Annotated in this window: 23 protein-coding genes; 16 read left to right on the forward strand and 7 right to left on the reverse strand. The window is 68.3% G+C overall.

The features are described from left to right. Positions 1-157: 157 nt before the first annotated feature. Positions 158-583 carry a histone gene (locus ASE35_RS20740; RefSeq protein ID WP_082576505.1) on the forward strand — a complete coding sequence of 142 codons (426 nt, stop codon included), beginning with the start codon at positions 158-160 and terminating at the stop codon, positions 581-583. A 982-nt stretch (positions 584-1,565) separates the two neighbouring features. On the opposite strand, the gene ASE35_RS11425 is transcribed toward ASE35_RS20740, so the two are convergent. Then, positions 1,566-2,963, reverse strand: coding sequence for a serine hydrolase domain-containing protein (locus ASE35_RS11425; protein ID WP_057160612.1), 1,398 nt, complete (start codon positions 2,961-2,963; stop codon positions 1,566-1,568). 72 nt (positions 2,964-3,035) lie between these two features. Here ASE35_RS11425 and ASE35_RS11430 point away from each other — a divergent pair, with 72 nt between their 5' ends. From ASE35_RS11430 to ASE35_RS11440, 3 genes are all read left to right on the forward strand, one after another. After that, positions 3,036-3,629, forward strand: coding sequence for a LemA family protein (locus ASE35_RS11430; RefSeq protein WP_056179621.1), 594 nt, complete (start codon positions 3,036-3,038; stop codon positions 3,627-3,629). A gap of 120 nt (positions 3,630-3,749) precedes the next feature. Next, on the forward strand, positions 3,750-5,645 hold the full coding sequence (locus ASE35_RS22225) for a M48 family metallopeptidase (protein WP_057163891.1): 1,896 nt from the start codon (positions 3,750-3,752) through the stop codon (positions 5,643-5,645). A gap of 1,033 nt (positions 5,646-6,678) precedes the next feature. Next, entirely contained in the window at positions 6,679-6,957 is a 279-nt protein-coding gene (locus ASE35_RS11440; protein ID WP_157489418.1) for a hypothetical protein, read from the forward strand. 86 nt (positions 6,958-7,043) lie between these two features. Here ASE35_RS11440 and ASE35_RS11445 read toward each other — a convergent pair whose 3' ends face one another. Beyond that, positions 7,044-8,630, reverse strand: coding sequence for a choline dehydrogenase (locus tag ASE35_RS11445; protein WP_057164035.1), 1,587 nt, complete (start codon positions 8,628-8,630; stop codon positions 7,044-7,046). 259 nt (positions 8,631-8,889) lie between these two features. On the opposite strand from ASE35_RS11445, the gene ASE35_RS11450 reads away from it, so the two are divergent. The 5 genes from ASE35_RS11450 to ASE35_RS11470 are packed head-to-tail and all read left to right on the forward strand — an operon-like array spanning position 8,890 to position 13,284. After that, entirely contained in the window at positions 8,890-10,224 is a 1,335-nt protein-coding gene (locus ASE35_RS11450) for an MFS transporter (RefSeq protein ID WP_057164036.1), read from the forward strand. Further along, a complete protein-coding gene (locus tag ASE35_RS11455; protein ID WP_082607240.1) occupies positions 10,221-11,363 on the forward strand; it encodes an NAD-dependent epimerase/dehydratase family protein in 1,143 nt (380 codons plus the stop codon). The genes ASE35_RS11450 and ASE35_RS11455 overlap by 4 nt, the downstream gene beginning before the upstream one ends. Next, complete coding sequence (locus ASE35_RS11460; protein ID WP_082576507.1) at positions 11,360-12,247, forward strand: metallophosphoesterase; 888 nt, start codon at positions 11,360-11,362, stop codon at positions 12,245-12,247. The genes ASE35_RS11455 and ASE35_RS11460 overlap by 4 nt, the downstream gene beginning before the upstream one ends. A 21-nt stretch (positions 12,248-12,268) precedes the next feature. Continuing rightward, positions 12,269-12,874 carry a DUF922 domain-containing protein gene (locus ASE35_RS11465; protein WP_082611236.1) on the forward strand — a complete coding sequence of 202 codons (606 nt, stop codon included), beginning with the start codon at positions 12,269-12,271 and terminating at the stop codon, positions 12,872-12,874. Between the two features lie 56 nt (positions 12,875-12,930). Then, positions 12,931-13,284: a DUF1304 domain-containing protein gene (locus tag ASE35_RS11470; protein ID WP_057163893.1), complete on the forward strand. Its 354-nt coding sequence runs from the start codon at positions 12,931-12,933 to the stop codon at positions 13,282-13,284. A 268-nt stretch (positions 13,285-13,552) separates the two neighbouring features. Here the strand turns inward: ASE35_RS11470 and ASE35_RS11475 are convergent, their stop codons facing one another. The 3 genes from ASE35_RS11475 to ASE35_RS11485 all read right to left on the reverse strand — a co-directional run bounded on the left by ASE35_RS11475 (position 13,553) and on the right by ASE35_RS11485 (position 17,120). Beyond that, entirely contained in the window at positions 13,553-13,930 is a 378-nt protein-coding gene (locus ASE35_RS11475) for a hypothetical protein (protein ID WP_057163894.1), read from the reverse strand. A gap of 82 nt (positions 13,931-14,012) precedes the next feature. After that, positions 14,013-14,480, reverse strand: coding sequence for a hotdog fold domain-containing protein (locus ASE35_RS11480; protein WP_057160618.1), 468 nt, complete (start codon positions 14,478-14,480; stop codon positions 14,013-14,015). A 162-nt stretch (positions 14,481-14,642) separates the two neighbouring features. Beyond that, the gene (locus ASE35_RS11485) at positions 14,643-17,120 is read right to left on the reverse strand and encodes an acyl-CoA dehydrogenase (RefSeq protein WP_057163895.1); all 2,478 of its coding nucleotides are present in this window, start codon (positions 17,118-17,120) and stop codon (positions 14,643-14,645) included. 227 nt (positions 17,121-17,347) lie between these two features. On the opposite strand from ASE35_RS11485, the gene ASE35_RS11490 reads away from it, so the two are divergent. From ASE35_RS11490 to ASE35_RS11520, 7 genes are all read left to right on the forward strand, one after another. Next, entirely contained in the window at positions 17,348-17,938 is a 591-nt protein-coding gene (locus ASE35_RS11490; RefSeq protein ID WP_056179647.1) for a TetR/AcrR family transcriptional regulator, read from the forward strand. Between the two features lie 96 nt (positions 17,939-18,034). After that, the gene (locus ASE35_RS11495; RefSeq protein ID WP_235570049.1) at positions 18,035-19,768 is read left to right on the forward strand and encodes a phosphoenolpyruvate carboxykinase (GTP); all 1,734 of its coding nucleotides are present in this window, start codon (positions 18,035-18,037) and stop codon (positions 19,766-19,768) included. Positions 19,769-19,775: 7 nt separating this feature from the next. Continuing rightward, entirely contained in the window at positions 19,776-20,369 is a 594-nt protein-coding gene (locus ASE35_RS22030) for a 2OG-Fe(II) oxygenase (protein ID WP_056179651.1), read from the forward strand. Continuing rightward, the gene (locus tag ASE35_RS11505; protein ID WP_057163896.1) at positions 20,366-21,928 is read left to right on the forward strand and encodes a sulfotransferase; all 1,563 of its coding nucleotides are present in this window, start codon (positions 20,366-20,368) and stop codon (positions 21,926-21,928) included. The genes ASE35_RS22030 and ASE35_RS11505 overlap by 4 nt, the downstream gene beginning before the upstream one ends. Before the next feature lie 64 nt (positions 21,929-21,992). Then, a complete protein-coding gene (locus ASE35_RS11510; RefSeq protein WP_056179657.1) occupies positions 21,993-22,571 on the forward strand; it encodes a sigma-70 family RNA polymerase sigma factor in 579 nt (192 codons plus the stop codon). After that, positions 22,568-23,092 (forward strand): hypothetical protein, encoded by a 525-nt coding sequence (locus ASE35_RS11515; RefSeq protein ID WP_056179659.1) that lies wholly within the window; start codon positions 22,568-22,570, stop codon positions 23,090-23,092. Before ASE35_RS11510 ends, ASE35_RS11515 begins: the two co-directional genes overlap by 4 nt. Before the next feature lie 16 nt (positions 23,093-23,108). Further along, complete coding sequence (locus ASE35_RS11520) at positions 23,109-24,041, forward strand: DUF4097 family beta strand repeat-containing protein (protein WP_057160621.1); 933 nt, start codon at positions 23,109-23,111, stop codon at positions 24,039-24,041. A 36-nt stretch (positions 24,042-24,077) separates the two neighbouring features. Here the strand turns inward: ASE35_RS11520 and ASE35_RS11525 are convergent, their stop codons facing one another. Beyond that, the gene (locus ASE35_RS11525) at positions 24,078-24,740 is read right to left on the reverse strand and encodes a putative 2OG-Fe(II) oxygenase (protein ID WP_056179665.1); all 663 of its coding nucleotides are present in this window, start codon (positions 24,738-24,740) and stop codon (positions 24,078-24,080) included. A gap of 152 nt (positions 24,741-24,892) precedes the next feature. Beyond that, positions 24,893-26,115 (reverse strand): TonB-dependent receptor (locus tag ASE35_RS20745; RefSeq protein WP_157489448.1); only part of this gene is annotated, 1,223 nt, incomplete at its 5' end.

Here is a 26,115-nt window from a genome sequence, read left to right on the forward strand (position 1 = left end):
CCGCCCCCGGGGACCGCGTCGAAGAATCCGTACCGGCACGCTCCGCGCGTCGGCGGCTGCTCGCGGGTCCGACTCCCGCGGCTCTGGTTCAACTGGGCTTTAAAACCGGCAATACCCCTGATCAATCGCTGATCAACCACTGACGAGGAGCCATCACATGGCCACGAAGAAAGCTGCGAAGAAGAAACCCGCCGCCAAGAAGGCTGCGAAGAAGGTCGCCAAGAAGCCGGCCGCCAAGAAGGCTGCGAAGAAGGTAGCCAAGAAGCCGGCGAAGAAGGCCGCTAAGAAGGTCGCCAAGAAGCCGGCCAAGAAGGCCGCGAAGAAGGTAGCCAAGAAGCCTGCTAAGAAGGCCGCCAAGAAGGCTGCTAAGAAGGTAGCCAAGAAGCCGGCTAAGAAGGCCGCCAAGAAGGCGACCAAGAAGGCCGCTAAGAAGGTAGCCAAGAAGCCTGCTAAGAAGGCTGCCAAGAAGGCTGCTAAGAAGGCTGCCAAGAAGCCTGCCAAGAAAGCGAAGAAGGCCTCGAAGAAGTCGGCTCGCAAGCCGGCCGCGACGGCCCTGCCGGCAACCCCGGCTCCGCTGATCTAATAAAGCCCCGATAGCCGTAATCCCGCTCTCTCCCCGCAGCCCAGGCGGGGGGAGAGTTTTTTATTTGGGCCCCGAAAGTTCTGCGGGCCCGTGTCGACCGGCGGAGCAGGACAACGCCCGAGGCAGCGCCGATGAGAGACCCTGGCTCTGGCGTTCGATGGCTGCCGTAGGCGCGCGCACCGCTGCCGCCGGCCTGCCGACCGTGGATCGCGGCCTCGCCGTTCCCGCCGACCGCGCCTCGCCATTGCCTTCGCGCGCGCCAGAATCATCGACGCCCATGCGCCGTAGGGTGTGGTGAGCCGAAGGCGAACCGCACCATCGCGCCACCCCAACGCCCCGCGCCGATGCGGTTGCCACCGCATCCTACGAGCCCCGTCCGATCCGCTCGCGCGCGGCTACGTTCGCCGTAGGGTGTGGTGAGCCGAAGGCGAACCGCACCGTCGCGCCACCCCAACGCCCCGTGCCGATGCGGTTGCCACCGCATCCTAGGAGCCCCGTCCAATCCGCTCGCGCGGCCACGCTAGCCTCCGCACGCCGTAGGGTGTGGTGAGCCGAAGGCGAACCGCACCATCGCGCCACCCCGACGCACCGCGCCGATGCGGTTGCTGCCGCATCCTACGAGCCCCGTCCGATCCGCTCGCGCGCGGCTACGTTCGCCGTAGGGTGTGGTGAGCCGAAGGCGAACCGCACCGTCGCGCCACCCCGACGCTCCGCGCCGATGCGGTTGCCACCGCATCCTACGAGCCCCGTCCGATCCGCTCGCGCGCGGCTACGTTCGCCGTAGGGTGTGGTGAGCCGCAGGCGAACCGCACCATCGCGCCAGCCCGGTACCCCGCGCCGATGCGGTTGTCACCGCATCCTACGAACGGCGCAGGGTCGTGCGGCCGACGCATCGCCCTTGGCCTCGCGCCGTCGCTGGCGCGCGCGCAAACGCCGCCGCGCTTGCGCGCAGCGACTGATAGGGAAGAACGCGGCGCGCCGCTTAGCGCGGCGCGGCGGTGGCCGTGGAGGCTTCGCTGCCCGGCGGGTTGGCTGGCGGACGGCCGCTGGTGCCGGCGTCGACGTACAGGGTCGGGTCGTCGAAGTCGACGTCGAGCCAGCGCTCGGGCGACAAGCCGATCGCGCGGTCGAGGATGGTCGGCAGCAGGCCGGAGGGCAGGGCGCTCTCGCTGTTCCAGAGCACGGCGATGCCCAGGTCGCGTTCGGGCAGCAGCGCGACCAGGCCGCGATAGCCCTGCACCGCGCCGCCATGGAACACGAGCTGGTGGCCGGCGTAGTCGTACACGCGCCAGCCCAGGGCGTAACCGGCCGAGCTCACGCGCGAACGGCGCCAGGCCGAGCCGCGAGTTTCGCCGGGCGTTTCGACCAGCGGCTGGTGCAAGGTCGCCAGCAGCGGCGCCGGCAGCACGTCGGGACGATGCCCGGTCTGCGCGAGCAGCCACTGCGCCATGTCGCTTGCGCTGGCGTTGACGCCCGCGGCCGGCGGCAGCTGGTAGTAGGTCGGCTTCGGCGTCACCGAGGTCCAGCCGCCGCGCGCACGCACGTGCGGACGCGCCCAGCGCGCGCTGGCGGTGATGCCTTCCAGGCCGAGGCTGGCATCGTTCATGCCCAGGGGCTTGAACAAGCGGCGCTGCACTTCCTGACTGTAGAAATCGCCGGTAGCCGCGAACACCACGTCGCCGATCAGGCTGAAGGCGATGTTCTGGTAGCCGTAGCAGGTACCGGGCTGGCAGGACATCGGCGCGTAGGCCAGCTTCTGCGTCAGCGTGCGGTAGTCGGTGTAGTTCTCGAGGTCGCGGTCGTAGGTGTTGTGGGTCAGGCCGACGCGATGGCTGAGCAGGTCGGCGACGGTGATCTGCTGCGCGGCATAGGGATCGACCAGTTGGAAGCCGGGCATGTAGTCGACCAGCTTGCTGTCCCAGCGCAGGGTGCCGTCGTTGACCAGCACGCCGGCCATGGTCGCGGCCACGCCCTTGGACAGCGAGGCCAGGCGGAACACGGTGTGGGCGTCGACCGGCTCGGCCGCGCGCACGTCGGTGATGCCGTAGCCGCGCGCGCTGAGGATGCGGCCGTTGTGCACGATCGCCATGGCCAGGCCGGGCACGCGCTGGTTGGCGACCAGCTGCTGGGCCATGCCTTCGAACTGTTGCACGTCGAAGCCCGAGGCCAGCGGCATGATGTTGCCGCGTCGCATGACCTGGGTCGATACCGGCTGCGGCAGGCCCTGCGCGGCGTGCGCGTTGGTGGCCTGCGCATTCGTCGGCGGGTTCCAGCGCAACGAGGTTTGCGCGGCCGAACCCAGAGTGAGCGTGAGCAGTCCGGCGAGGCTAGCCACGCGCCAGAAGATGCGTCGCGACCGCGGGTTCGGCTCGTCTTTCATCGGTCGCAGCGCCTGCGTATGCTGGGGTTGCGTTCGATCATAGCGCCGATCTAAGGGGATTGGGGAACAACCATGTTCAGCATTCTGATTTTGTTGGCTTTAGTGGTGATCGTCGCAGTTTGGGTCGTAGGCATTTACAACGCCCTGGTGACGTCCCGGAACGCCTATAAAAACGCCTTCGCCCAGATCGACGTGCAGCTGCAGCGGCGCTTCGACCTGATCCCGAATCTGGTGGAGACGGTGAAGGGCTATCTGAGCCATGAACGCGAGACCCTGGAAGCGGTGATCGCGGCCCGCGGCGCGGCCGTTTCCGGCCTGGCCGCGGCCAAGGCCAACCCAGGCGATCCGGCGGCGATGGAGCAGCTGGCGGCGAGCCAGGGCCAGCTGAATGGGGCGCTGGGTCGTTTGCTCGCGGTCTCGGAGGCCTATCCGGACCTCAAGGCCAACCAGAACATGATGCAGCTCACCGAGGAGCTGACCAGCACCGAGAACAAGGTCGCGTTCGCGCGGCAGGCCTATAACGACTCGGTCATGGCCTACAACAATCGGCGCGAGATCTTCCCCTCCAGCGTGGTCGCCGGCATGTTCAATTTCGCCGCCGCCGCGCTGCTGGAGATCCCGGCCGACCGCGCCGAAATGCGCGCAGCGCCGAAGGTGCAGTTCTGACAAGCCGGGAATCGGGAAAGTGAATAGGGAATCGCCAGAGCCAATGGGGCGGTCGTCCCGCGGCGATGTCGCCGTCGCTCTTTCCGATTCCCCATTCCCGATTCCCTATTCCCGTCCGCAATGAATTTCTTCGAACACCAGGCGCAAGCCCGGCGTACGTCGACCCGGCTGGTGTTGCTGTTCGGCGTGGCCGTGCTCGGCATCGTGCTGGCGGTGGATCTGGCGGTGCTGATATTCGCCGGCGCGCATCCCGGCCTGCTGAGCCTGGCCACATTGGGCACGATCGGCGTGATCGCGCTGGGCTCGCTGTACCGCATCTCCAGCCTGCGCGGCGGTGGCGAATCGGTCGCCCTGCAGATGGGCGGCACGGCGGTACCCGAGGACACCCAGGATCTGAATTTGCGCCGCCTGCGCAACGTGGTCGAGGAAATCGCGATCGCCTCCGGCGTGCCGGTGCCCAAGCTGTACGTGCTCGAACACGAAGCCGCGATCAACGCCTTCGCGGCCGGCTACTCGCCGTCCGACGCGGTGGTGGCGGTGACGCGCGGCGCGCTGGACCGGCTCAATCGCGACGAGCTGCAAGGCGTGATCGCGCACGAGTTCAGCCACATCCTCAACGGCGACATGCGCCTCAACATCCGCCTGATAGGCGTGCTGTTCGGGATCCTGATGCTGGCCATCATCGGCCGCAAGATCCTCGAAGGCGGGCGCGGCGGCGGGCGCAGCAGCAAGGGCGTTGGCGCGGTCCTGGTCGCGGCGCTGGTGGCGATGCTGGTGGGCTACGTGGGCCTGTTCTTCGGCCGCATGATCAAGGCCAGCGTGGGCCGCAGCCGCGAGCGTCTGGCCGACGCCTCGGCGGTGCAGTTCACCCGCCAGACCTCGGGCCTGGCCGGCGCGCTGAAGAAGATCGGCGGCCTGCACGAGGGCGCCAAGCTCAACGACCGCGCCGACGCCGAGGAGGTCAGCCACATGCTGTTCGGCGACGGCGTGGGCTTCAGCGGCTGGTTCGCGACCCATCCGCCCTTGCTGGAACGCATCCGCGCGCTCGAACCGTCGTTCCGCGCCGACCAGCTCGAAGGGCTGACGCGTCGTTGGGCGATCGAACCGCCGCAGGGGCTGGACGAGGACCGTGCGATGGGCCTGGCCGGTCCGGCCCAGCCACCGCCGCTGCCGCGGAGCGACAGCCAGCATGCGCTGACGCCGCCGATGGTCGCGGCCCAGGTCGCGCATCCCGGCGCCGACGACTATCGCCGCGCCGATAGCATCGTCGCCAGCCTGCCCGATGCGCTGCGCGCGCTGGCGACCCAGCGCGACGCGGTGGTGCCGCTGCTGCTGGCCCTGCTGCTGGACGAGGACGCGCGGATCGCCGCGCGCCAGCATTACGAGATCGCCGCGCGCCTGGGCCCGGAGCTGGCCGATGCGGCGCGCGATCTGCGCGCGCGGTCGCTGGTCGGCCTGCATCCGATGCTGCGCCTGCCGTTGGCCTCGCTGGCTTTCCCGGTGCTGCGCTTGCGCCCGCGGCCGCAGCTGGATGCGTTCATGGACGCGGTGCAGGCGGCGGTCAACGCCGACGGCCGGGTCTCGCTGTTCGAATACTGCCTGGCGCGTTTGCTGACGGTGCAGGTGACCGAGTCGTTGGATCCGTCGCGGCATGCGCGCTTCGGGCGGCGCAAGCCGCAGGCGGTGGCGGCGGAGCTGGCGACGCTGTTGGCGGTGGTCGCGCAGAGCGGGCACGTCGATGCGACGTTGGCGCAGCGGGCGTATCTGGCCGGTCTGCAACGCATTCTGCCGCAGGAGCACCGCCCCTATGCGCCTCCCGCGGATGGGGTGCTGGCCCTGGATCGGGTGTGGGAGGCGTTGGATGCGCTGGATCCGTTGGCCAAGCAATTGCTGGTGGAGGCGGTGACGGCGGCGATCAGTCACGACAACCGGGTGGCGGTGGCGGAGGCGGAGTTGCTGCGCACGATCTGCGCGGTGTTGCATTGTCCGTTGCCGCCGATGTTGGCCAAGGCCTGAAAGCGTTCGCCAGTTGTTTTTTTGCTCGTCATCCCCGCGAAGGCGGGGATCCAGTGCCTTTAGCGTCCTCCTGCACGCAAGTCCGCCTGTGCCTTGACTCCCTCCTTTGCCTTTAGCTCCCTCCTTTGGAAAAGGGTGAAGCCGTGCGGCTTACGAACCGCAGGTTCGTGCACGGGTGAACGCCGGCAGGCTATGCCTGCTGGCCGGGCGGGTCCTTTGGAAAAGGGTGAAGCCGTGCGGCTTACGAACCGCAGGTTCGTGCACGGGTGAACGCCGGCAGGCTATGCCTGCTGGCCGGGCGGGTTGGGGAGGATTTGCTTTTGCTTTGCTTTCGTCTTTTCTGGCCGAAGGTCAAAGGCTTCCGCCTACTGCGCATGCGGGTCACTTTCTCTTGCTCCTAGCTCCCTCCTTTGAAAAAGGAGGGTTGGGGAGGATTTGCTGTTGCTTTGCTTTCGTCTTTTCTGGCCGAAGGTCAACGGCTTCCGCCTGCTGCGCATGCGGGTCACTTTCTCTTGCTCCTAGCTCCCTCCTTTATCAAAGGAGGGTTGGGGAGGATTTGCTGTTGCTTTGCTTTCGTCTTTTCAGACCGAAGGTCAAAGGCTTCCGCCTGCTGCGCATGCGGGTTACTTTCTCTTGCTAGCCCAAGAGAACGTAACCAAAGAGAAGGGCTAGCGTGACCAACCCTCCCCTGCGAGTTCGGGGCTTTCGCCGGGATTTTTCGAATGGACGTCCCTGTCCATTCGAAAAACGGCGCGCGTCCTGCGCGCCGCCCTTCGGGTCTACGGTTGGTCGTGTAAGTGCGGGGCTTTTGGATTCCAATGCAACGGCAACGGCAACGGCAACGGCAACGGCAGCGGCAGCGGCAGCGGGGTCGCTGCACCGTGCTTCTGACCGGCCAGCGGAATCTGCTAGCGTGTGGCTCCGACTAGCGTGCGGAGGCCGCCGCTGCCTCCCTGAGCGGTTCGCTGGGGCTGTCTGTCAGTAGGAGCGAGCGCTTTCGTTGCCCGGTAGGGACGATGTTCAGCGGCTTTCAATGGAGGAAACCGCAATGAAAGGAAGGGCTGCAAAACGCGTGGGGTTGGCGCTGTTCGTCGGTGCGATGCTGTTGGCCGCTCCGGTCGCGGCGGAACCGACTTATGCGTGCACCGCGGAAACGGAAGGGCATATGTTCCTGGTGCCTTACGATCATCCGGTCGATCCGGGCTACTACTACCAGTGCCGCGGCGGTGCCTGGCGTCTGGTAGGCATCTGCACGGCGAGCAACGGCTGTCCGCCCGAGCCGGATCCGAACGGGCCGATCGTCGAGATGTAAGGGCTTGTTGCGGGCTTGGGCCCGCGGTGGCCGCTTTACGGTCTTCGGTTTGGCGCGATGGCGGGCTCCGGCCCGCCATCGCGCTGTTACTGCGTACGCCCGCGGATCAAATCCGCGGCGCGCTCGGCGATCATCATGGTCGGCGCGTTGGTGTTGCCGCCGATCAGGGTGGGCATCACCGAGGCGTCGACCACGCGCAGGCCTTCGACGCCGCGCACGCGCAGCTGCGGGTCGACCACCGACGCCTCATCGCTGCCCATGCGGCAGGTGCCGACCGGGTGGTAGACGGTCTCGGCCTTCTCGCGGATGAACTCGATCAGCTCGGCATCGCTGTAGTCGTTGCGCGGCGGGAAAATCGGCGCGCCGCGGTAGGCATCGAAGGCTTTTTGCGCGAACACCTCGCGCGAGAGCTTGGCGCACTCCAGCATCATCTTCAGGTCGAAACCTTCCGGGTCGGTCAGGTAGCGCGCCTCGATGCGCGCCTTGTCGGACGCGCGCGCACTGACCAGCGAGATGCGGCCGCGGCTGCGCGGACGCAGGAAGCAGGCGTGCAGGGTGTAGCCATCGCCGACGAGGCGGCGGCGGCCGTGGTCGTCGAGCATGGCCGGTACGAAGTGCAATTGGATGTCGGCGCGCTCGTCCGGCGCCAGCGCCGAGCGCACGAAGGCGCCGGCCTCGGCGATGTTGCTGCTGCCGGGGCCGCTATGGCCGCGCAGGTAGTAGTCGAAGGCGATGCGCACATCGCTGACGCGGTCGTAGGTGACGCGCTGGGTCGAGTGCTGCAGGGTGCAGATGTCGAGATGGTCCTGCAGGTTCTCGCCGACCTGGCCGAGGTCGGCGACCACGTCGATGCCGAGCTTGCGCAGCTGCGCGGCCGGGCCGACGCCGGACAGCATCAGCAGCTGCGGCGAATTGATCGCGCCGCCGCTGAGCAGGACCTCGCGCGAGACCTCCTGGTGGAAGGCCTGGCCGCCGGCGGTGTAGATCACGCCGCTGGCGCGGCTCTTGTCGAAGGTGATGCGGTTGACCTGGGCGCCGGTGACGATGGTCAGGTTGTGGCGTTCGCGCGCCGGGTCCAGGTAGGCGACCGCGCTGGAGCAGCGCGCGCCGTTCTTCTGGGTGACCTGGTAGAAACCGAAGCCCTGTTGCGCGGGGCCGTTGAAGTCGCGGTTGGCGGCGTAGCCGGCCTCGCGCCCGGCCTCGATGAACACCTGCGACAGCGGGTTGGTGTAGCGCAGGTCGGACACGTACAGCGGGCCGTTGGCGCCGTGCAGGGCGTCGTCGCCGCGGCTGTTGCGCTCGGAGCGGCGGAAGTAGGGCAGTACCGTCTTCCAGTCCCAGCCGCTGGCGCCCTGGGCAGACCAGTCGTCGTAGTCGCCGGACACGCCGCGGATGTAGCACATGGCGTTGATCGAGCTCGACCCGCCCAGGACCTTGCCGCGCGGCCACCACAGGGTGCGGTCGTTGAGCTCGCGCTCGGGCGCGGTGTCGTAATCCCAGTTCACGCCCTTCTTGCCGACCAGCTTGGCCAGGCCCGCGGGCATGTGGATGAAGGGGTGGCGATCGCGCGGCCCGGCCTCGAGCAGCAACACCTTGGTGTCGGGGTCTTCGCTGAGACGATTGGCGAGCACGCAGCCGGCCGAGCCGGCACCGATGATGATGTAGTCGTACACGCCCACGCCCTGTCTGTGACCGGGCGACCGTAAGCCCGGCGATTAGAGCAAATGCTCCCAATCGCTCCGGTTCGCCGCGCTGGCGGGGTAAGGCGGCTTGGGCTAACGTTCCGCCAGCACGTGCCGGCCAGCGCGCACGGGAGCGAGGACATGACGCGCGACCCCCGCCAGCCGATCCCCGGCCGCCGCCGACCGCAAGGCTGCGGGCGTGACTGATCCGGTCCGCGCCGCCGCCGACCCCGCCAGCGGCGCGGCCGCGATGGCGGGCCGCTGGGGCCGTTTCCGCGCCGCCGTGGCCGAGTCGCCGCCGCTGCTGTGGTCGCTGCTGTACTTCTTCAGCCTGCTCTGCGGCTACTACGTGTTGCGCCCGGTGCGCGACGCGATGGGCGCTTCGGGCGACATCGAGACCGTGTTCCCGCCCGGCCTGATCGCCTGGGCCCTGAGCCATGGCGTGTCGTTGAAGGAATTCACCCTGCAGGTGTTGTTCACCTGCACCTTCCTGGCGATGCTGGCGCTGCAGCCGATCTACGGCGCGCTGGTGTCGCGCTTCCCGCGGCGGGTGTTCCTGCCGGTGGTGTATCTGATCTTCGTGGCCTGCCTGATCGGCTTCTACTGGGCCTTCCACCGCGAACTGCCCGGGCGCGGCGCGTTGTTCTTCGTCTGGGTCGCGGTGTTCAACCTGTTCGCGGTCACGGTGTTCTGGAGCTTCATGGCCGACGTGTTCGACAACGAGCACGCAAAGCGCGTGTACGGCTACATCGGCGCGGGCGGCACGATCGGCGCGCTGGTCGGGCCGCTGATCACCGGGCTGCTGGTCGGACGCCTGGGCGTGGCCAACCTGCTGCTGGTGTCGGCGGCGTTCCTGGGCCTGTGCCTGCTGTGCATCCTGCGCCTGCGGGTGTGGGCGATCCGGCGCGAGCAGGTCACCGGCGCGGCCAGCGGCGAAGTCGCGATGGGCGGCTCGGTGCTGGCTGGCCTGAAGCTGGTCTGGCAGCGGCCGGTGCTGCGCGCGCTGGCGCTGGTGATGTTCTTCGGCGTCGGCGTGGGCACGCTGCTGTACAACGAACAGGCCGCGATCGTGAAGCAGTTCTACCCGAACGCGCAGGCGGCGGCGCGCTACTACTCGATCATCGACGGCTTCGTGAACGGCACCACCATCCTGGTGCAGCTGCTGCTCACGCGCTTCCTGCTGCGGCGCTGGGGCGTGGCGCCGACCCTGCTGGTGCCGGCGTTCGCGATCCTGTTCGGCTACGCGCTGCTGGCGTTGTCGCCGCTGCCGTTGCTGGTGGCGATCGTGCAGGTGGCCACGCGCGCGGGCGAGTTCTCGCTGGCCAAGCCGGGCCGCGAGACGATCTACACGCGGGTCGACCGCGAGTCGCGCTACAAGGCCAAGGCGGTGATCGACACCGTGGTCTACCGCGCCGGCGACCTGACCTTCGTCTGGCTGCACAAGGCGCTGGCCGTGTTCGGCACGCGCATGGTGTTCATGGCCGGCATCGGCGTGGCCCTGGGCATGACCTTCGGCGCATGGCGGGTGATCCGCGCCCAGCGCACGCTGCCGGTCGACGCCACCACGCCGGGGACCGACCGATGACCGACCGCCGCGACTTTCTCGTTGCCGGCCTCGCCGGCGCCAGCCTGCTGGCCTTGCCCGCATTCGCGCGTACCAAGCTGCGCCCGAAGGCGCTGAAGATCCTGGTCATGGGCGGTACCGGTTTTCTCGGCCCGCACTTCGTCGAGGCCGCGCGCAAGGCCGGGCATACGCTGACCCTGTTCAACCGCGGCAAGACCAACCCGGAGCGTTTCTCGGGCGAAGATTTTCGCGACATCGAACAGCTGCACGGCGACCGCAAGACCGACATGAAGGCGCTGGAAGGCGAACGCCGCTGGGACGCGGTGCTCGACACCTCGGCCTATCTGCCGGCCGACGTGACCCGCTCGACCCAACTGCTGGGATCGCGCGTGGGCCAGTACCTGCTGGTGTCGACCATCTCGGTCTACGCCAAGACCGATACCCCCAATCAGGACGAGAGCGCGCCGCTGGCGCAGCTGGCCGATCCCAAGGTGACCGAGGTGACCGGCGAGACTTACGGCGGCCTCAAGGCGCTGTGCGAGCGCGCCGCCGAAGCGCAAATGCCGGGCCGCGTGACCGTGGTGCGGCCGGGCCTGATCGTCGGCCCCGGCGACACCACCGACCGTTTCACCTATTGGCCGGCGCGCGCCGACCGCGGCGGCGAGATCCTGGCGCCGGGCAGCGCGCAGGATCCGACCCAGTTCATCGACGTGCGCGATCTGGCGGCCTTTCTGCTGCGCACGCTGGAGCAGCGCAATGTCGGCATCTACAACGCCGACGCACCGGCCGGCAAGTTGAGCATGGGCGAGCTGCTGAGCACCTGCCAGCAGGTCGCGGGCCGGATGCAGGCGCCGAAATCCAGCGTGACCTGGGTGCCGGCGGCATTCCTGGAAGCGCAGAAGGTCGGGCCCTGGCAGGACATGCCGGTGTGGATTCCGGCGCAGGGCGAGTACGCCGGTTTCGGCCGCATCAGCAGCGCCAAGGCCCAGGCCGCGGGCCTGCGTTACCGGCCGCTGCCCGACACCGTGCGCGACACTCTCGCGTACTGGCGCGGCCTGCCCGCCGAACGCCGCGCCAAGCCCAAGGCTGGCCTGTCCGCCGCGCGCGAGGCCGAAGTGCTGGCGGCCTGGCACGCACAGGCCAAGTCCAAGGCGGGATGAGCGCGCCGCGCCGGCGGTGGATGTGGCGGCCGCGCTGGAGCGCGCGCATCCTCGCCCTGCTGGTGCTGAGCTTCGCGGTCTGGGGTTGCGTGATCGAGCCCGGGTCGCTGACCCAACGCGACTACGCGTTCGCGCTGCCGAACTGGCCGCGCGAATGCGACGGCCTGCGCGTGGATCTGGTGTCCGACCTGCACGTGGGCTCGCCGCGCAACGGCGTGGAGCAGTTCGACCGCCTGGTCGCGCGGCTCGCGGCCAGCGATGCGCAGGCGGTGCTGATGGCCGGCGACTACGTGATCCTGAGCGTGTTCCTGGGCACCTACATCCCCGCCGAGACCGTCGCCGAGCACCTCAAGCCGCTGACCGCGCGCAAGCCGGTGTATGCCGTGCTGGGCAACCACGATTGGTGGAAGGACGGCGAGCGCGTGCGGCGCGCGCTGGAGTCGGCCGGGGTGGTGGTGCTGGAGGACCAGGCGCGGGAAGTAAGGCTGGGCCGCTGCCGCCTGTGGATGGTCGGCGTGGGCGATCTGCTGGAGGCGCCGCACGACGTCGCGCGCGCGTTTTCCGCAATCCATGACCAAGCCCCGGCCCTGGCGATCACGCACAATCCACTGGTGTTCCGGCGCATGCCCGCGCGCGCGTCGCTGGTGGTGGCCGGGCATACCCACGGCGGCCAGATCGCGTTTCCGCTGCTGGGGCGGCCGGGCTTGTGGAAGGAGGCCGACGGCGCGTATCCGGTCGGGCATTTCGTAGAGGGCGGGCGGCAGTTGTTCGTGACACAGGGCATCGGCACCAGCATCCTGCCGATCCGCTTCGGCGTGCCGCCGGAGATTTCCAGGCTGCATTTGTGCGGGCAGGGCCGCGATCGCGACCGGGCCTGTCGTTAGAACGACGAGGAGCGCTGAGGCATGGCCGCAGGCGGACGCGCGTGGCGATGGACGATGGCGTTGTGGGCGCTGGCGCTGGCGCTGCCTTGCGCCGCGCAGGACGCGCCGACCGCCGAGGTCTCGATCGAGGAGCGCATCGCGACCTACCGCATCTTCGGGCGCAGCGCGCTGGAGCTGGCCGGGCAGATGCGCCAGTACGGCCCGCAGCACGCCTACGGCGGGCGCCGCCTGGCCGGCAGCACCGATTGGAACGTGACCTGGACCTACCAGTCGCTGCCGCGCCGCGATCGCTGCGAACTGATCTCGGTGACGGTGGGCGCCGAGATCGTGACCACCCTGCCGGAATGGAGCGGCGCGCGCGTCGACAGCGATCTGGCGCGCGAATGGCGGCGCTTCTACAAAAGCCTGCAAGCGCACGAGGCCGGCCACGTCCAGCACGGCCGCGAAGCGGTGATCGCGGTGCGCGACGCGATGCTGGCGCGGCGATCGGCGCCCGACTGCAAACTGCTGCGACGCGCGCTGGACGATGCCGCGCGCGCGCAGCTGCGGCGCTACACCGGCCTGACCCGTCGCTACGACGCGCAGACCGAGTTCGGCCTGCGCCAGGGCGTGCAGCTGCGGCCTTGAGCGCGCGGCCGGTTCCGGCCCTAGACTAGGCCGGATCGAACCTCGCCGGAGTCGCCATGTCCTTGCTCGCCGTCTCGCTGATCCTGCTGGTCGCCGTGCTGCACGCCGGCTTCCTGGTCCTGGAGATGTTCCTGTGGACCCAGCCCGCCGGCTTGAAGGTGTTCCGCCAGTCGCGCGAGAAGGCCGAGCAATCCAAGGTGCTCGCGGCCAATCAGGGCTTGTACAACGGCTTCCTCGCCGCCGGCCTGATCTGGGCCGCGGCCGGCGGCCGCCGCGACGTGGCGCTGTTCTTCCTGGGCTGCGTGGTGGTGGCCGGCGTCTACGGCGCGGCCACGGTCAACCGCCGCATCTTCTTCGTGCAGGCGGTGCCGGCGCTGGCCGCGATCGCGGCGCTGTATCTGGCGGGTTGATCGGGCCCGTCGAGCGATGCGGCAGGCGATAGGCGGCAGGTGCGCCGCTTCGCGCGCCAGGTCGGCCCGCGATGCCTTATTCCACCGCCCTGCGAATGCTCCGCTTCGTCATTCCCGCGAAAGCGGGAATCCAGTGACCTCAGCGGGCGTGGTTCGACACGTTGCGCACTCGCCCAAGGCGCTGGATGTTCGGTTCAGCCGAAGCAGAGCGGAGCCCGCCTTGGCGGGAATGACGTGCAAAAGGGCGATGGTTCGGCCTGCGAACGCGTCAACCCAGCAACGGCATCGCGAACACCACCGCGCCCAGCACGAACAGCGCGGTCAGCGCATGCACCAGCGGCCGGTTGATACGCAGGAACACGAACTGCTCGATCGTGCGTCCGACCCAGAACAAGGACATGCCGGCCAGCACGGCATGCCCTAGCGCGCTGGTCTGCAATTCGTCGGTGTAGAAGAAGCACAGCACCGCCACGGCCAGAAATACGTAGATCAGGCGCAGGTTGAGGATCTGCAGGATCGCGCGATCGGCCACGGTCGCGGTCTTCAGCGTGTCTCGCCAGCGGAACAGTTTCCAGAACGCCAGGTGGAAGCCGGCGAAAGCCAGGCTGTGCAGGCCGCCCAGCCAGATCCAGGTATGCGCGCTCATGGCCGCACTCTAGCCGATGCCCGCGGCGCGGATTGTGCCGCCATCGACCGAATGTCCCGCATCGGACGACCGGGAATCGCGCTCACTTGCGCGGCGACACCCACATCGCGATGCGGGCGCGGAACACCGCTTCGCCGGCCTCGTTGTTGACCACCACGCTGACCGGCAGGTCGTAGCCGGACGCGGCTTCGACCACCGGGATATCCGGCGTGGCGATGCCGTGCATGGTGCCGGTGGCCTTCTTCAGGTACTCGACCGTCATGCCCTTGGGGATCCAGCGCATGCTCGGCGGGATCGTGGCGTCGGTCATGACCCCGGCGGTGAGTTCGGCCAGGTTGCACAGCGCGATCGCGTGCACGGTGCCGAGGTGGTTGGTGACGCGGCGGCGGTGGCGCAGGGTCGCTTCGCAGCGGCCCGGCTCCAGCGCTACGAAGCGCGGCGAGATGCTGGCGAAGTAGGGCGCCTTCAGACAGACCGCGCGCGAGAACAGCCAGCGCCCGGCGGGCATGCGTTCGAACTTGCGGTAGAGGGCGAGGACGTTGCTGCTCATGTCGGGATTTCCGCTGGGGCGCGTTCGTCGTGTCGAACGGCGACGCGCGCTGCATCGATGGGGTGGGCGGCCAGGCGCATCTCGCCGCCGCATGCGAAAACGGCGGGCCCGAGGGCCCGCCGTCGCGATCATGCGTGGTGGCGTTGCACGCCGGTGCCCGCGTCAGGCCGCAGCGCGCGCGTCGTGGCCGTGGTCGTGCAGGCCGCGGTAGCCGGCCGAGCGCAACTCTTCGGCGTCGAAGTCGTCGACGCTGATCGCATCGATCGTCATCTCCCGCAGTTCTTCCAGCTGCTTGCGCTCTTCGGCGGTGATCCAGCCCTCGCGCACGCCCTCGTCGAGCTGGCTGGGGAAGTCCAGCGCTTCGATGTCGCTGTTCTTGAGCGCCTTGAGGAACTTGCGCTCCACCGGCTCGGCCAGGATCACTTTCTGCAGATAGCTGTTGATGCGGCCGGCCGGGTTGTTCGCGCAAGGCGTGGTGAACACACCCTCGGCGAGACGGTCGCGGGCATCGTTGGGCGACATCAGCAGCGCCGCGGCGCGGTGGCCCAGGCGATCGCTGGGCGCCTGTGCGCGGCGGCCCCAGGGGAAGATCAGCGCCCACAGCAGCCAGCCGACCGGACGAATCGGGAAGTTGCGCAGCGCGCCCGACAGCGCCAGCTCGATCTTGTGCACGGCGTCGTGGAAGGCCCAGGCCAGCAGCGGCTGGTCGCCGACCGGACGGCCCTGGTCCTCGTAGCGCTTGAGCATGCTGCTGGCGATGTAGAGCTGGCTGAGCACGTCGCCCAGGCGCCCGGACAGCGACTCCTTGAACTTGAGCTTGCCGCCCAGCAGCAGCATCGAGGTGTCGGCCATCACCGCCAGCGTCGCCGAATAGCGGTTGAGCTTGCGGTAGTAGCGGCGGGTGTAGCTGTCGCCCGGCGCGGCGCCGATGCGCGAGCCGGTGAAGCCGTACCACCAGCTGCGCACCGCGTTGGAAATCGCGAAGCCGATGTGGCCGAACAGGTTCTTGTCGAACTCGCGCAGGGCCTCTTTCTTGTCGGGCAGCATCGCCGCCTTCATTTCCTTGAGCACCCACGGATGGCACAGGATCGCGCCCTGGCCGAAGATCATCAGCGAGCGCGTCATGATGTTGGCGCCCTCGACCGTGATCATGATCGGCAGCGCCTGCCAGTTGCGGCCGGCGTAGTTCTTCGGGCCCAGGATGATGCCCTTGCCGCCGTGGATGTCCATCACGTCCTTGGCGACTTCGCGCGCCATCTCGGTGCAGTGGTACTTGGCGATGGTGGAGGGCACGGCCGGGTTTTCGCCGCGCGCCACCGCCGCGGCGGTGGCCTGCGACAGCGCGCTGACCGCGTAGGCGTGGCCTGCGATGCGCGCCAGCGCTTCCTCGACGCCTTCGAAGCGGCCGACCGAGAGGCCGAACTGCTTGCGGATGCGCGCGTAGGCGCCGGTCACGATCGCGCCCATCTTGGCGCCGCCGCTGCCGGTGGAGGGCAGGGTGATCGAGCGGCCGATCGACAGGCACTCGACCAGCATCTGCCAGCCTTTGCCGGCATAGGCTTCGCCGCCGATCAGCTGGCTGAGCGGGATGAACACTTCCTTGCCGTGGATGGGGCCGTTCTGGAAGGTGCTGTTGAGCGGGAAGTGACGGCGGCCGACTTCGACGCCGGCGGTGTCGCGCGGCAGCAGCGCCAGGGTGATGCCGATGTCGCGCTTGTCGCCGATCAGGCCGTCCGGGTCGTACATGCGGAAGGCCAGGCCGATCAGGGTCGCGACCGGCGCCAGGGTGATGTAGCGCTTGTCGAAGGTGAGCTTGACGCCGACCACGCGCGCGCCGTTCCAGTCGCCCATGGTCACGATGCCGTAGTCCGGAATCGAGGTGGCGTCGGAGCCGGCCCAGGGACCGGTCAGGCCGAAGCAGGGCACTTCGCGGCCGTCGGCCAGGCGCGGCAGGTAGTGTTCCTTCTGCTCCTGGGTGCCGTAGTGCATCAGCAGTTCGGCCGGGCCCAGCGAGTTGGGCACGCCGACGGTGGAACTGACCACGCTCGACACCGAGGCCAGCTTCTGGATCACCTTGTGGTTGGCCAGCGCGCTGAAGCCCAGGCCGCCGAAGTCCTTGGGAATGTTGAGACCGAAGAACTTGTTCTTCTTGATGTAGTCCCACAGTTCCGGCTGCAGATCGGCGTAGACGTGGGTGATTTCCCAGTCGTTGGTCATCTTGCACAGCTCTTCGACCGGACCGTCGAGGAAGGCCTGTTCTTCGGCGCTCAGCTCGGGCTTGGGCTGCGACAGCAGCGCGTCCCAGTCCGGCTTGCCGGAGAACAGTTCGCCCTCGAAACCGACCGTGCCGGCTTCCAGCGCGGTGCGCTCGGTTTCCGACAGCGGCGGCAGAATCTTGGTGTAGAAGCCCAGCAGCGGCTTGGTGATCAGCGGCAGGCGGATCTGCGGGATCAGCAGCGGCACCGCGATCAGGGCCACGATCGCGGCCGCAACGATGGTCGCGATCGGATTGGCGCCGAACAGCCAGCACGCGACCAGCACGGTCGCGGTGAGGGCGGCCCAGACCGGCAGACGCAGCCGGTGGTAGGCGGCGATCGCACCAATAAGGAGGAAAGCGAGGAAGGGAATGGCGATGCTCATGGCGACGCTCCAGCGGTATTACGACGTGTTGGCTAGGCTCAGGCTAGTCGGGCGGGCGTGATGCGAGTGCCTTAGCGCGTGGGCTTGCGGGCCGCGCCGCGTTCAAACGCCAGCATCAAACGCTCAACATACGCACGAGTATGGTAAGGTTCCCCGGCCGCTGTCAACTCGCCGATGCTGCGGTGCATACTGTTCCCGTCGGTGGCGTATGGTTACACTTGTCATCCATGAGCCAGCCCGTCCAGACCAAGCAAGAACGCAACGGCCGCCTGAGCGCCGACGATTGGGCGCAGGCCGCCCTAGACCTGATCGCCGAACAGGGCGTGGCCGCGGTCGCGGTCGAACCCCTTGCGCGCAGGCTCGGCGTCACCAAAGGCAGCTTCTACTGGCATTTCCCGTCGCGCGACGCCTTGCTGGTCGCGGCGCTGGAGCGTTGGGAGAAAGTCGAGCAGGAGACCGTGTTCGGTCAGCTCGAACCGATCCCGGATCCGCGCCAGCGTTTGCGCTCGCTGTTCCACCTCGTCGCCCACGAGGTCAAGTCGCACATCATCTATTCCGAGCTGCTCAAGGCGCTGGACCATCCGGCCGTGCAGCCGGTGATCGGCCGCGTCTCCGAGCGCCGATTGGACTATCTGACCGCATCCTTCCGCCAGGCCGGACTCAGCCGCACCGACGCGCAGCATCGCGCGCGACTGCTGTACGCCGCCTACGTCGGTTTCCTGCAGCTCAATCTGCAGTTGCACCAGACGCGGATGCAGCACGACGAATTCGAGGCCTATGTCGAGCACATGATGGCCACGCTCATCCCTAACTCTTAAACAGTCCCCCGGCTGGAGGCCCTTGCCGTGAATGCCATTTCCAAAGACGTACCGACTGCGCCCGCGCTGGGGAGCGCAGGCAGCCGGTTAGCCGCATTGAACGAGTGGGTCGCGCAGGTCGCGGCCCTGACCCGTCCCGACCGCATCCAGTGGTGCGACGGCAGCGATGCGGAAAACGCCGCGCTGATCGAGCGCATGCTCGCCGACGGCACCCTGGAGCAGCTCAACGAGCAGACCCATCCCGGCAGCTATTTGCACCGCTCGCATCCGGACGACGTGGCGCGCGTGGAGCACCTGACCTTCGTGTGCACGCGCTCGCCCGAGGACGCCGGCCCGAACAATCATTGGATGGCGCCGGCCGAGGCGCACGCCAAGATGGACGCGCTGTACGCGGGCTGCATGCGCGGCCGCACCCTGTACGTGATCCCGTACTGCATGGGCCCGATCGATTCGCCGCTGTCGCGTTGCGGCGTGGAGATCACCGACAGCCCCTACGTGGTCGCCAACATGCGCATCATGACCCGCATGGGCGCGCCGGCGCTGGCGCGGATCGAGCGCGAGGGGGCGTTCGTGCGCGGTCTGCATTCGATCGGCGAGCTCGATCCCGAGCGTCGTTTCATCATGCATTTCCCCGAGGAGCTGACGATCAAATCGTTCGGTTCCGGCTACGGCGGCAACGCCCTGCTCGGCAAGAAGTGCCACGCCCTGCGCATCGCCTCGCATCAGGCGCGCAGCGAAGGCTGGCTGGCCGAGCACATGCTGATCCTGGGCATCGAGAACCCGCAGGGCGAGACCCACTATGTCGCCGCCGCGTTCCCCTCGGCCTGCGGCAAGACCAATCTGGCGATGCTGATTCCGCCGCAGGGCTATCGCGACGCCGGCTGGAAGGTGTGGACGGTCGGCGACGACATCTGCTGGATGCGCCCCGGCGCCGACGGCCGCCTGTACGCGATCAATCCGGAAGCCGGTTTCTTCGGCGTCGCCCCGGGCACCTCGAGCAAGTCGAACCCGAACGCGCTGGCGACGATCCAGCACGACACCATCTTCACCAACGTCGGCGTCACCGCCGACGGCCAGCCCTGGTGGGAAGGCCTGGACAACGGCCAGACCCCGGTCACCGACTGGCGCGGCAATCCCTACGATCCGGCCAAGGGCCCGGCCGCGCATCCGAACTCGCGCTTCACGGTGTCGGCCAAGCAGTGCCCGAGCTATTCGGACAAGGCCGAGGACGCCCAGGGCGTGCCGATCTCGGCGATCGTGTTCGGCGGCCGCCGCGCCTCGCTGGTGCCGCTGGTGTTCGAAGCGCGCGACTGGACCCACGGCGTGCTGGTCGGCGCCGCGATGGGCTCGGAAACCACCGCCGCCGCGACCGGTGCGGTCGGCGTGATGCGCCGCGATCCGATGGCGATGAAGCCGTTCTGCGGCTACAACTTCGCCGATTACTTCAGCCATTGGCTGTCGTTCGACGGCGCCCAGGCCCAGCTGCCCAAGGTTTTCCACGTCAACTGGTTCCGCAAGGGCGACGACGGCAAGTTCCTGTGGCCGGGCTTCGGCGACAACCTGCGCGTGCTGGAGTGGATGATCGGACGCGTCAAGGGCGAGGCCGGCGCGGTGGAAACGCCGATCGGCCATCTGCCGGCGCCGGGCGATCTCAATCTCGACGGCGTCAGCCTGTCCGACGAAGCGCGGGCCAAGCTGTTCGGCTTCGACCATGCCGGCTGGAGCGCCGAGTTCGACAGCATCGGCGGTTACCTGGACGAGTACGGTCCGCGTATGCCGCAGGCGCTGAAGAACGAACAGCAACGCATCGCCGCCGCACTGGCCCGCTGAGACCTGCATGTCCGTCGCAAACCCCGCCGCGATCGCGGCCAGTCGTGAACTCCTGATCGACGGCCGCCCGCTGCGGGTGTACGACGGCCTGCTGTCCAACGTCGGCGACTACGTGCGCAGCCTGGCGCGTGCGCCGTTCACGCGCACCGAGGTCGCGCGGCCGGAGACCAACGACTACAAGCACTGGGCCACCGAGGTGAAGCTCGAGGCCCTGGTGCAGCAGCCGATCTTCGACCTGACCCGGCGCGCGGTGCTGGGCTTCACCGGCACGGGCTACGGCTACAAGCCGTATCGCGCCTACACCAACGTCGCCAGCTTCGGCGACATGCTGTTCACCCACACCGACTGCCTGCCCGACCAGCGCGATCTGACCGCGCTGTGGTACCTGTGCGAGCACTGGGACCTGGAGTGGGGCGGCGAGACCATGTTCTACGACGCCGCCGACGAAGTGGCCTGCGCGCTCACGCCGCGACCGGGCCGGCTGGTGATCTTCGACGGCGCGATCAAGCACGCCGGACGCCCGCCGAACCGGATCTGCTACGCGCCGCGCTACACCTTCGCGATCAAGTTCGAACGCGTGGCAGTGGGTCCGACGGCATGAGCCAGGACCAAGTGCAGAAGCTCTGGCGACAGGGCGAGGACCACGCGCGACAGGGCCAGGTCAACGCCGCGCTGGAAGCCTTCGAAAACCTGCTCGCGGCCGACCCCAACCACGTCCAGGCCTTGCTGCGCGCTTCGCGGCTGGCGCTGATGGTGGGGCGCTACCGGCTCGGCCACGACTATGCGATGCGCGCGCTGGCGCGGCGTCCTAGCTCGGACGAGGCGGTGCTGACCCTGGCGCGCGCGCTGCGCATGTTCAACGAGCCCGGCGCGCTGCTGGAATGCGTGGAGCATTCGCGTTGGCGCGAACGCCGCTCGGTGGAATGGCTGACCGAGCTGGCGATGCTGGTCAGCACCATCGGCGATAACGCCCTGGCCCTGCAGATCCTCGACGTAGCGGCGCTGCGCGATCCGCGCCACGCGCCGATGCGCTATTTCCGCGGCGTGGTGCAGATGTTCTTCGGCGAGATGGAAGAAGCCGAGCGCGAACTGGAGCTGGCGATCGCGCGCCAGCCGAACATGGCGCAGGCGCATTGGGTGCTGTCGCGCCTGCGCAAGCAGACCGCCGACGCCAACCACGTCGATCGCATGCTCACCCAGATCCGCGCCGCCAAGCCGGCCAGCGAGAGCGAGGCCTACCTGGCCTTCGCCCTGCACAACGAGCTGCACGACCTGGGCCGCTACGAAGAGTCCTGGCAGGCCCTGGACCGCGGTTGCCGGATCAAGCGTCAGCTCACCCCGCACGACCGCCTCGACGCGCGGCGCATGTTCGAGGGCCTGACCCGGCTGTGCGACGCCGAGTTCGTGCGCCCGGTCACCCAGGAACCCGGCCCCTACGTGCCGGTCTTCATCCTGGGCATGCACCGCTCCGGCAGCACCCTGCTGGAACAATTGCTGGGCGGGCATCCGATGGTGTCCGACGGCGGCGAGACCTACGCATTCACCACCCAGATGCGCTACGGCGCCGATTTCCGCAACAAGGCCGTGCTCGACGCCGAACTGGTGCGGCGCGCGGCCAAGGTCGACTACGCCCAGGTCGGCCAGCGCTTCCTCGAGCGCAGCGCCTGGCGCGCCAAGGACCGGCCCTACCTGACCGAGAAGCTGCCCTCGAACTTCCTCAACGTGGGCTTCATCGGCCGTTCGCTGCCGCAGGCGCGCATCCTGCACATGGTGCGCGACCCGGTCGACACCTGCTTCTCCAACCTGCGCACCATGTTCTCGGACGTGAACACCTTCTCCTACGACCAGCACGAGCTGGTGGAGTGGTTCGGCCAGTACCAGCGCCTGATGGCGCACTGGCACGAGGTCATGCCGGACCGGATCATGGACGTGCGCTACGACGCCCTGGTCGCCGACCCCGAAGGCGTGATGCGCCAGGTCCTGGACTTCCTGGGCCTGCCCTGGGATGCCGCCGCCACCACCCTGGATCGCGCGGGCGCGGTGGCCACCGCCAGCAGCCCGCAGATGCGCGGCGGCATCATCAAGAACCGCAGCTCGGCCTGGGCGCCGTACGAGGCCCAGCTGCAGCCGCTGATCCACGGACTGGGCGCGCTGGGCTGAGCCGGCCGCGCCCCGACGCGGCGGCGGCTTAAACCTTCCCGGATGGCGGGGCATCGGAATGACTATGCTGACCGCCGTGACCGAATCCCTGCCAGACGAAGCGACACCGGCCGACGACCGCGACCTGGTCGGGGCGGCGGCGCGCGGCGAGACCGCGGCCTTCGAAACCCTGTACCGCCGCCACGCCGGCCGCGTCCACGGCGTGATCGCGCGCCTGGTCGGCCACCACGGCGCACGCGCCGAGGACCTCACCCAGGAGGCCTTCGTGCGCGCCTGGCAGGCGCTGCCGGCGTTCCGGTTCGAGTCCGCTTTCAGCACCTGGTTGCACCGGCTGGCGGTCAATACCGCGCTGATGGAACTGCGCAGCCGGCGCAGCAAGCCGCAGGAGGACGGCGACGAGGACGCGTTCGAACTGGTCGGCAGCGCCGACTCGGCCGGGCACGTGACCGCGCTGTCGATGGACCTGGAGCGCGCGGTCGCCAGCCTGCCGCCACGCGCCCGCGCGGTGCTGGTGCTGTACGACGTGGAAGGCTGGAAGCATGAGGAGATCGCCGCCGAACTCGGCATGGCGGTCGGCAGCAGCAAGGCGCAATTGCACCGCGCGCGCGGATTGCTGCGCGAACGGCTAGGAGGACAGGCATGAACACCGAACATCGAGAGCCCGCGTCGGACGGCGAACTGCCCGACGCCCTGCGTTGGCAGCTGCGCGCGCTGCGCCGCGACCAGCCACCGGCCAACGACTTGTGGCCCGGGATCGCCGCGCGCCTGCAGCCGCAGGTGGCTGCGCCGGTGCGCACGCCGCGGCCGCGCTGGCTGGCGCCGTTCGCGGTAGCCGCGACCCTGGTGCTGGCTATCGGTTTCACCGGCGTCTGGCGCGGCGACCAGGCCGCCAACGACGCCCCGCAGGCGCGCAGCGAATCGCTGCTGCAGCGCGAGGCCGCCGGCATGACCCTGCAGTACCAGGCCGCGATGCAGGAAATGCAGCGCGCCGCGCCGGCCCCGAACGCGACCGCCCTGCAACCCGCGTTCGAGGAGCTGGACCGCAACGCCGCGCTGATCCTGGACGCGCTGGCCCACGACCCCGACTCGCGCCTGCTGCTGGAGCAGCTGCGCCGCACCTACGCACGACGCCTCGCGCTCGCCCAGCGCGTGGCCTATACCTGAAACCCGGAGGACGACCATGACCCGCGCATCCCACAAAGCAAGCCAGCTCGGACTCGCCCTCGGACTGGCCTATTTGGCCGCCGCCCCGGCGTTTGCGGCCACCCCCATCAACCAGACCCGCCCGCTGGATCCGCGCGGACGGGTCGAGATCGAGAACGTCAAAGGCCGCATCGACGTGCGCGCCTGGGACCGCCCGGAAGTGAAGATCGAAGGCAGCCTCGGCAACGGCGTCGAGAAGCTGGAGATCGAAGGCAACGGCGAGCGTCTGTCGATCAAGGTCAAATACCCCAACCGCGGCAGCGGCATGGGCTTTTTGGTCGGCGGCGACAAGAGCGAGCCCACCGACCTCAAGGTGACCCTGCCGCTGCGCGCCGACGTCGAGATCGACGGCGTCTCGGCCGACATCGACGTGACCGGCGTGGCCTCCTCGATGCTGTCGATCGACAGCGTCAGCGGCGACGTGACGGTGGCCGCGGCGCCGCGCGAGGCCAGCATCGACAGCGTCAGCGGCGATCTCACCCTGACCCTCAACAGCAGCAAGGTCAGCGCCGAGACGGTCAGCGGCGACCTGCAGCTGCGCGGCCGCCTGGACGGCGAGGTCGAGGTGGAAACGGTGTCCGGCCGGGTCGACGTGAGCGTGCGCGAATCGGCGCTGCGCCGCTTCAACGGCAACTCGGTGTCCGGCGACTTCCGCCTGAGCACCGCGCTGGCCGCCAGCGGCGAAATCGCGGTCGAGACGGTCAGCGGCGACGTCCACCTGGTGCTGCCGCGCAATCTGTCGGCGACCGTGCACGGCCAGAGCTTCAGCGGCGACCTGTCGGCGCCGGACGCACAGATCGTCAAGCCAAAACACGGCCCAGGCTCGAACTTCGAGCACCGCTACGGCAGCGGCAGCGGCGAGATCCACATGGAGACCTTCTCCGGCGACGCGACCCTGCAGCTCGACTGATCCGGCGCGCCCGCGCTTAGCGAACGACGCCGCCGCTCAGGCGGCGTCTTTCATCGAGAACCAGCAATTGAAGGCGATGGTGATGCGCTCGTCGCGGCCGTAGAACGGCAGCACCTCGTGCGGCAGCCAGGACGGGAACAGGATCAGCTGCCCGGGCGAGAAGCGGACGTTCCAGGTGCCGTGATGGAACGGCGTCTGCAGGCGCTGGTTGCCGGGATCGACGAACTGGTTGCTGTAGAAGTGCGGGTTGTGGAAGCGCAGCACCCCCGATTCCGGGCGGTCCTCGGGCGTCTCGCCCGGGTCCACGCAGTACACCCCCGACCAGGATGCCATCGGATGGGTGTGGGTGATGGTGAAGCCGCCGTGGCGGGTGATGTGGTACCAGGTGTGGGAGAAGATCTGCAGGCGCGCCATCTCCGCGGCGTTGTAGCCGTTGAGCTCCTGAATCGCGCGGCCCAGGGTGTTCCAGCAGAACTGGCGCAGCAACTGCACGCTGGTCTCCGGCCAGGAAAACAGCACGAACTCGCTCTCGAACACGCCCTGTTGCAGCGCCAGCGACGGGTTGGGATTGGCGTAGCGCGAGCCCTGCGCCTCGCGCGCCAGCAGCAAGGCCTTGAGCTCGGCGTTGATCGCCTGGTGGTTGGGCAGGACGTCCTGCGCGAACGGGACCGAGAAGGCGGGGTAGAGCTCAAAGGGCATGGTGCGGTTCCGGGATCGGAGGCCGCGCGCGCGGCCGCGTCGGGAGTGTAGCGCGACACGAGAGGGGGCGGCGCGGGGCGGGCGAGGGCCGGGCCCGCAAAAAACTACGGCCCCTTTCGGGGCCGTAGCGGGTGACGCTGGTAACGGGTCGATCAGAACTTCTGCGCGTAGCGGAAGTACACGAAACGGCCCGGGACTTCGTACTGCGGATCGAACGAGTTGGCGAAGGTGGTGACCGACACCGGCGGGTTCTTGTCGAAGATGTTGTTCACGCCGACGGTGATCTTGGCGTTCCACGGCGCGTTCCAGAAGAAGCTCGCGTCGTGGTACGTGGTCGCACCGATGTGGCGTTCTGCTGCGTTACGCTGCGTGAAGCTGTCGCCGCCGCCCACGCCGTCCCAGACGCCATTGTTGTTGGAGTCGGTCGGGATCGCGACGATGCGGTCGGCGTCGGTGCAGAGGAACGCGTAGCCGTAGTCTTCCAGGGCCTGGCAGTTTTCGGTCTGCGACGAGTAGTAACGGATGTTCCAGGTCGCGCCGATGTCGCCCTTCTCCCAGCGCGTGGCCAGGTTGGAGCGGATACGCCAAGCGTTGGACTGGTTCGGGCCGTCGTATTCGCCGACCTGGTTGCCGCCTTCGTTGAAGCGCAGTTTCTGGCCGATGGCCGGCACGTCCTGCTCGTCTTCGCCGTAGATGCCGTTACCGTTCAGGTCGTCTTCCTGGCTGGCCAGGTAGGTCGTATCCCAAACGAAGCTGAAGCGGCCCCACGAGGTTTCCGGCAGACGGTAGTTCACCGTCAGGTCGTAACCTTCGACTTCCGTACCACCGATGTTGGTGGTGGTGTTGAGCAGGGTCTGGATGTTGCCGTCGGCACGACGGGTGTACAGGGCGCAGGTCGGACCAGTGCCGGAGGAGTCGAGGCACTGCTGGATGATGCCGGCGCCGCCGATGGTGGTGATCGCGTCCTCGATCTTGATGTTCCACCAGTCCAGATTGATATCCAGGCCTTCGATCCAGCTCGGGCTGTAGACCAGACCCAGGGTCTTGGTCTCGGCGCGTTCCGGCTTCAGGTTCGGATTACCGCCGACCGTGATGCGGATCTGCTGGTTGTCCTGCTGGTAGCCGCCGTTCGGCACGCCTTCGGCGACGCAGCGCGCCTGAGCGGACGGGTTCTGGTTACCGAAGTTGGCGTTGTTGCAGGGATCGCTGAGGGTCGGGAACGAGTCGGCCTGACCGGCGAACAGCTCGGAGATCGACGGAGCGCGGAAGCCCTCGGACCAGTTGCCGCGGATCATCAGGTCGTCGATCGGCTTCCAGCGGAAACCGAACTTGCTGTTCAGCGTGTCGCCGAAGTTGCTGTAGTCGGAGTAGCGGG

Source organism: Lysobacter sp. Root916, assembly GCF_001429785.1.
Lineage (GTDB): Bacteria > Pseudomonadota > Gammaproteobacteria > Xanthomonadales > Xanthomonadaceae > Lysobacter.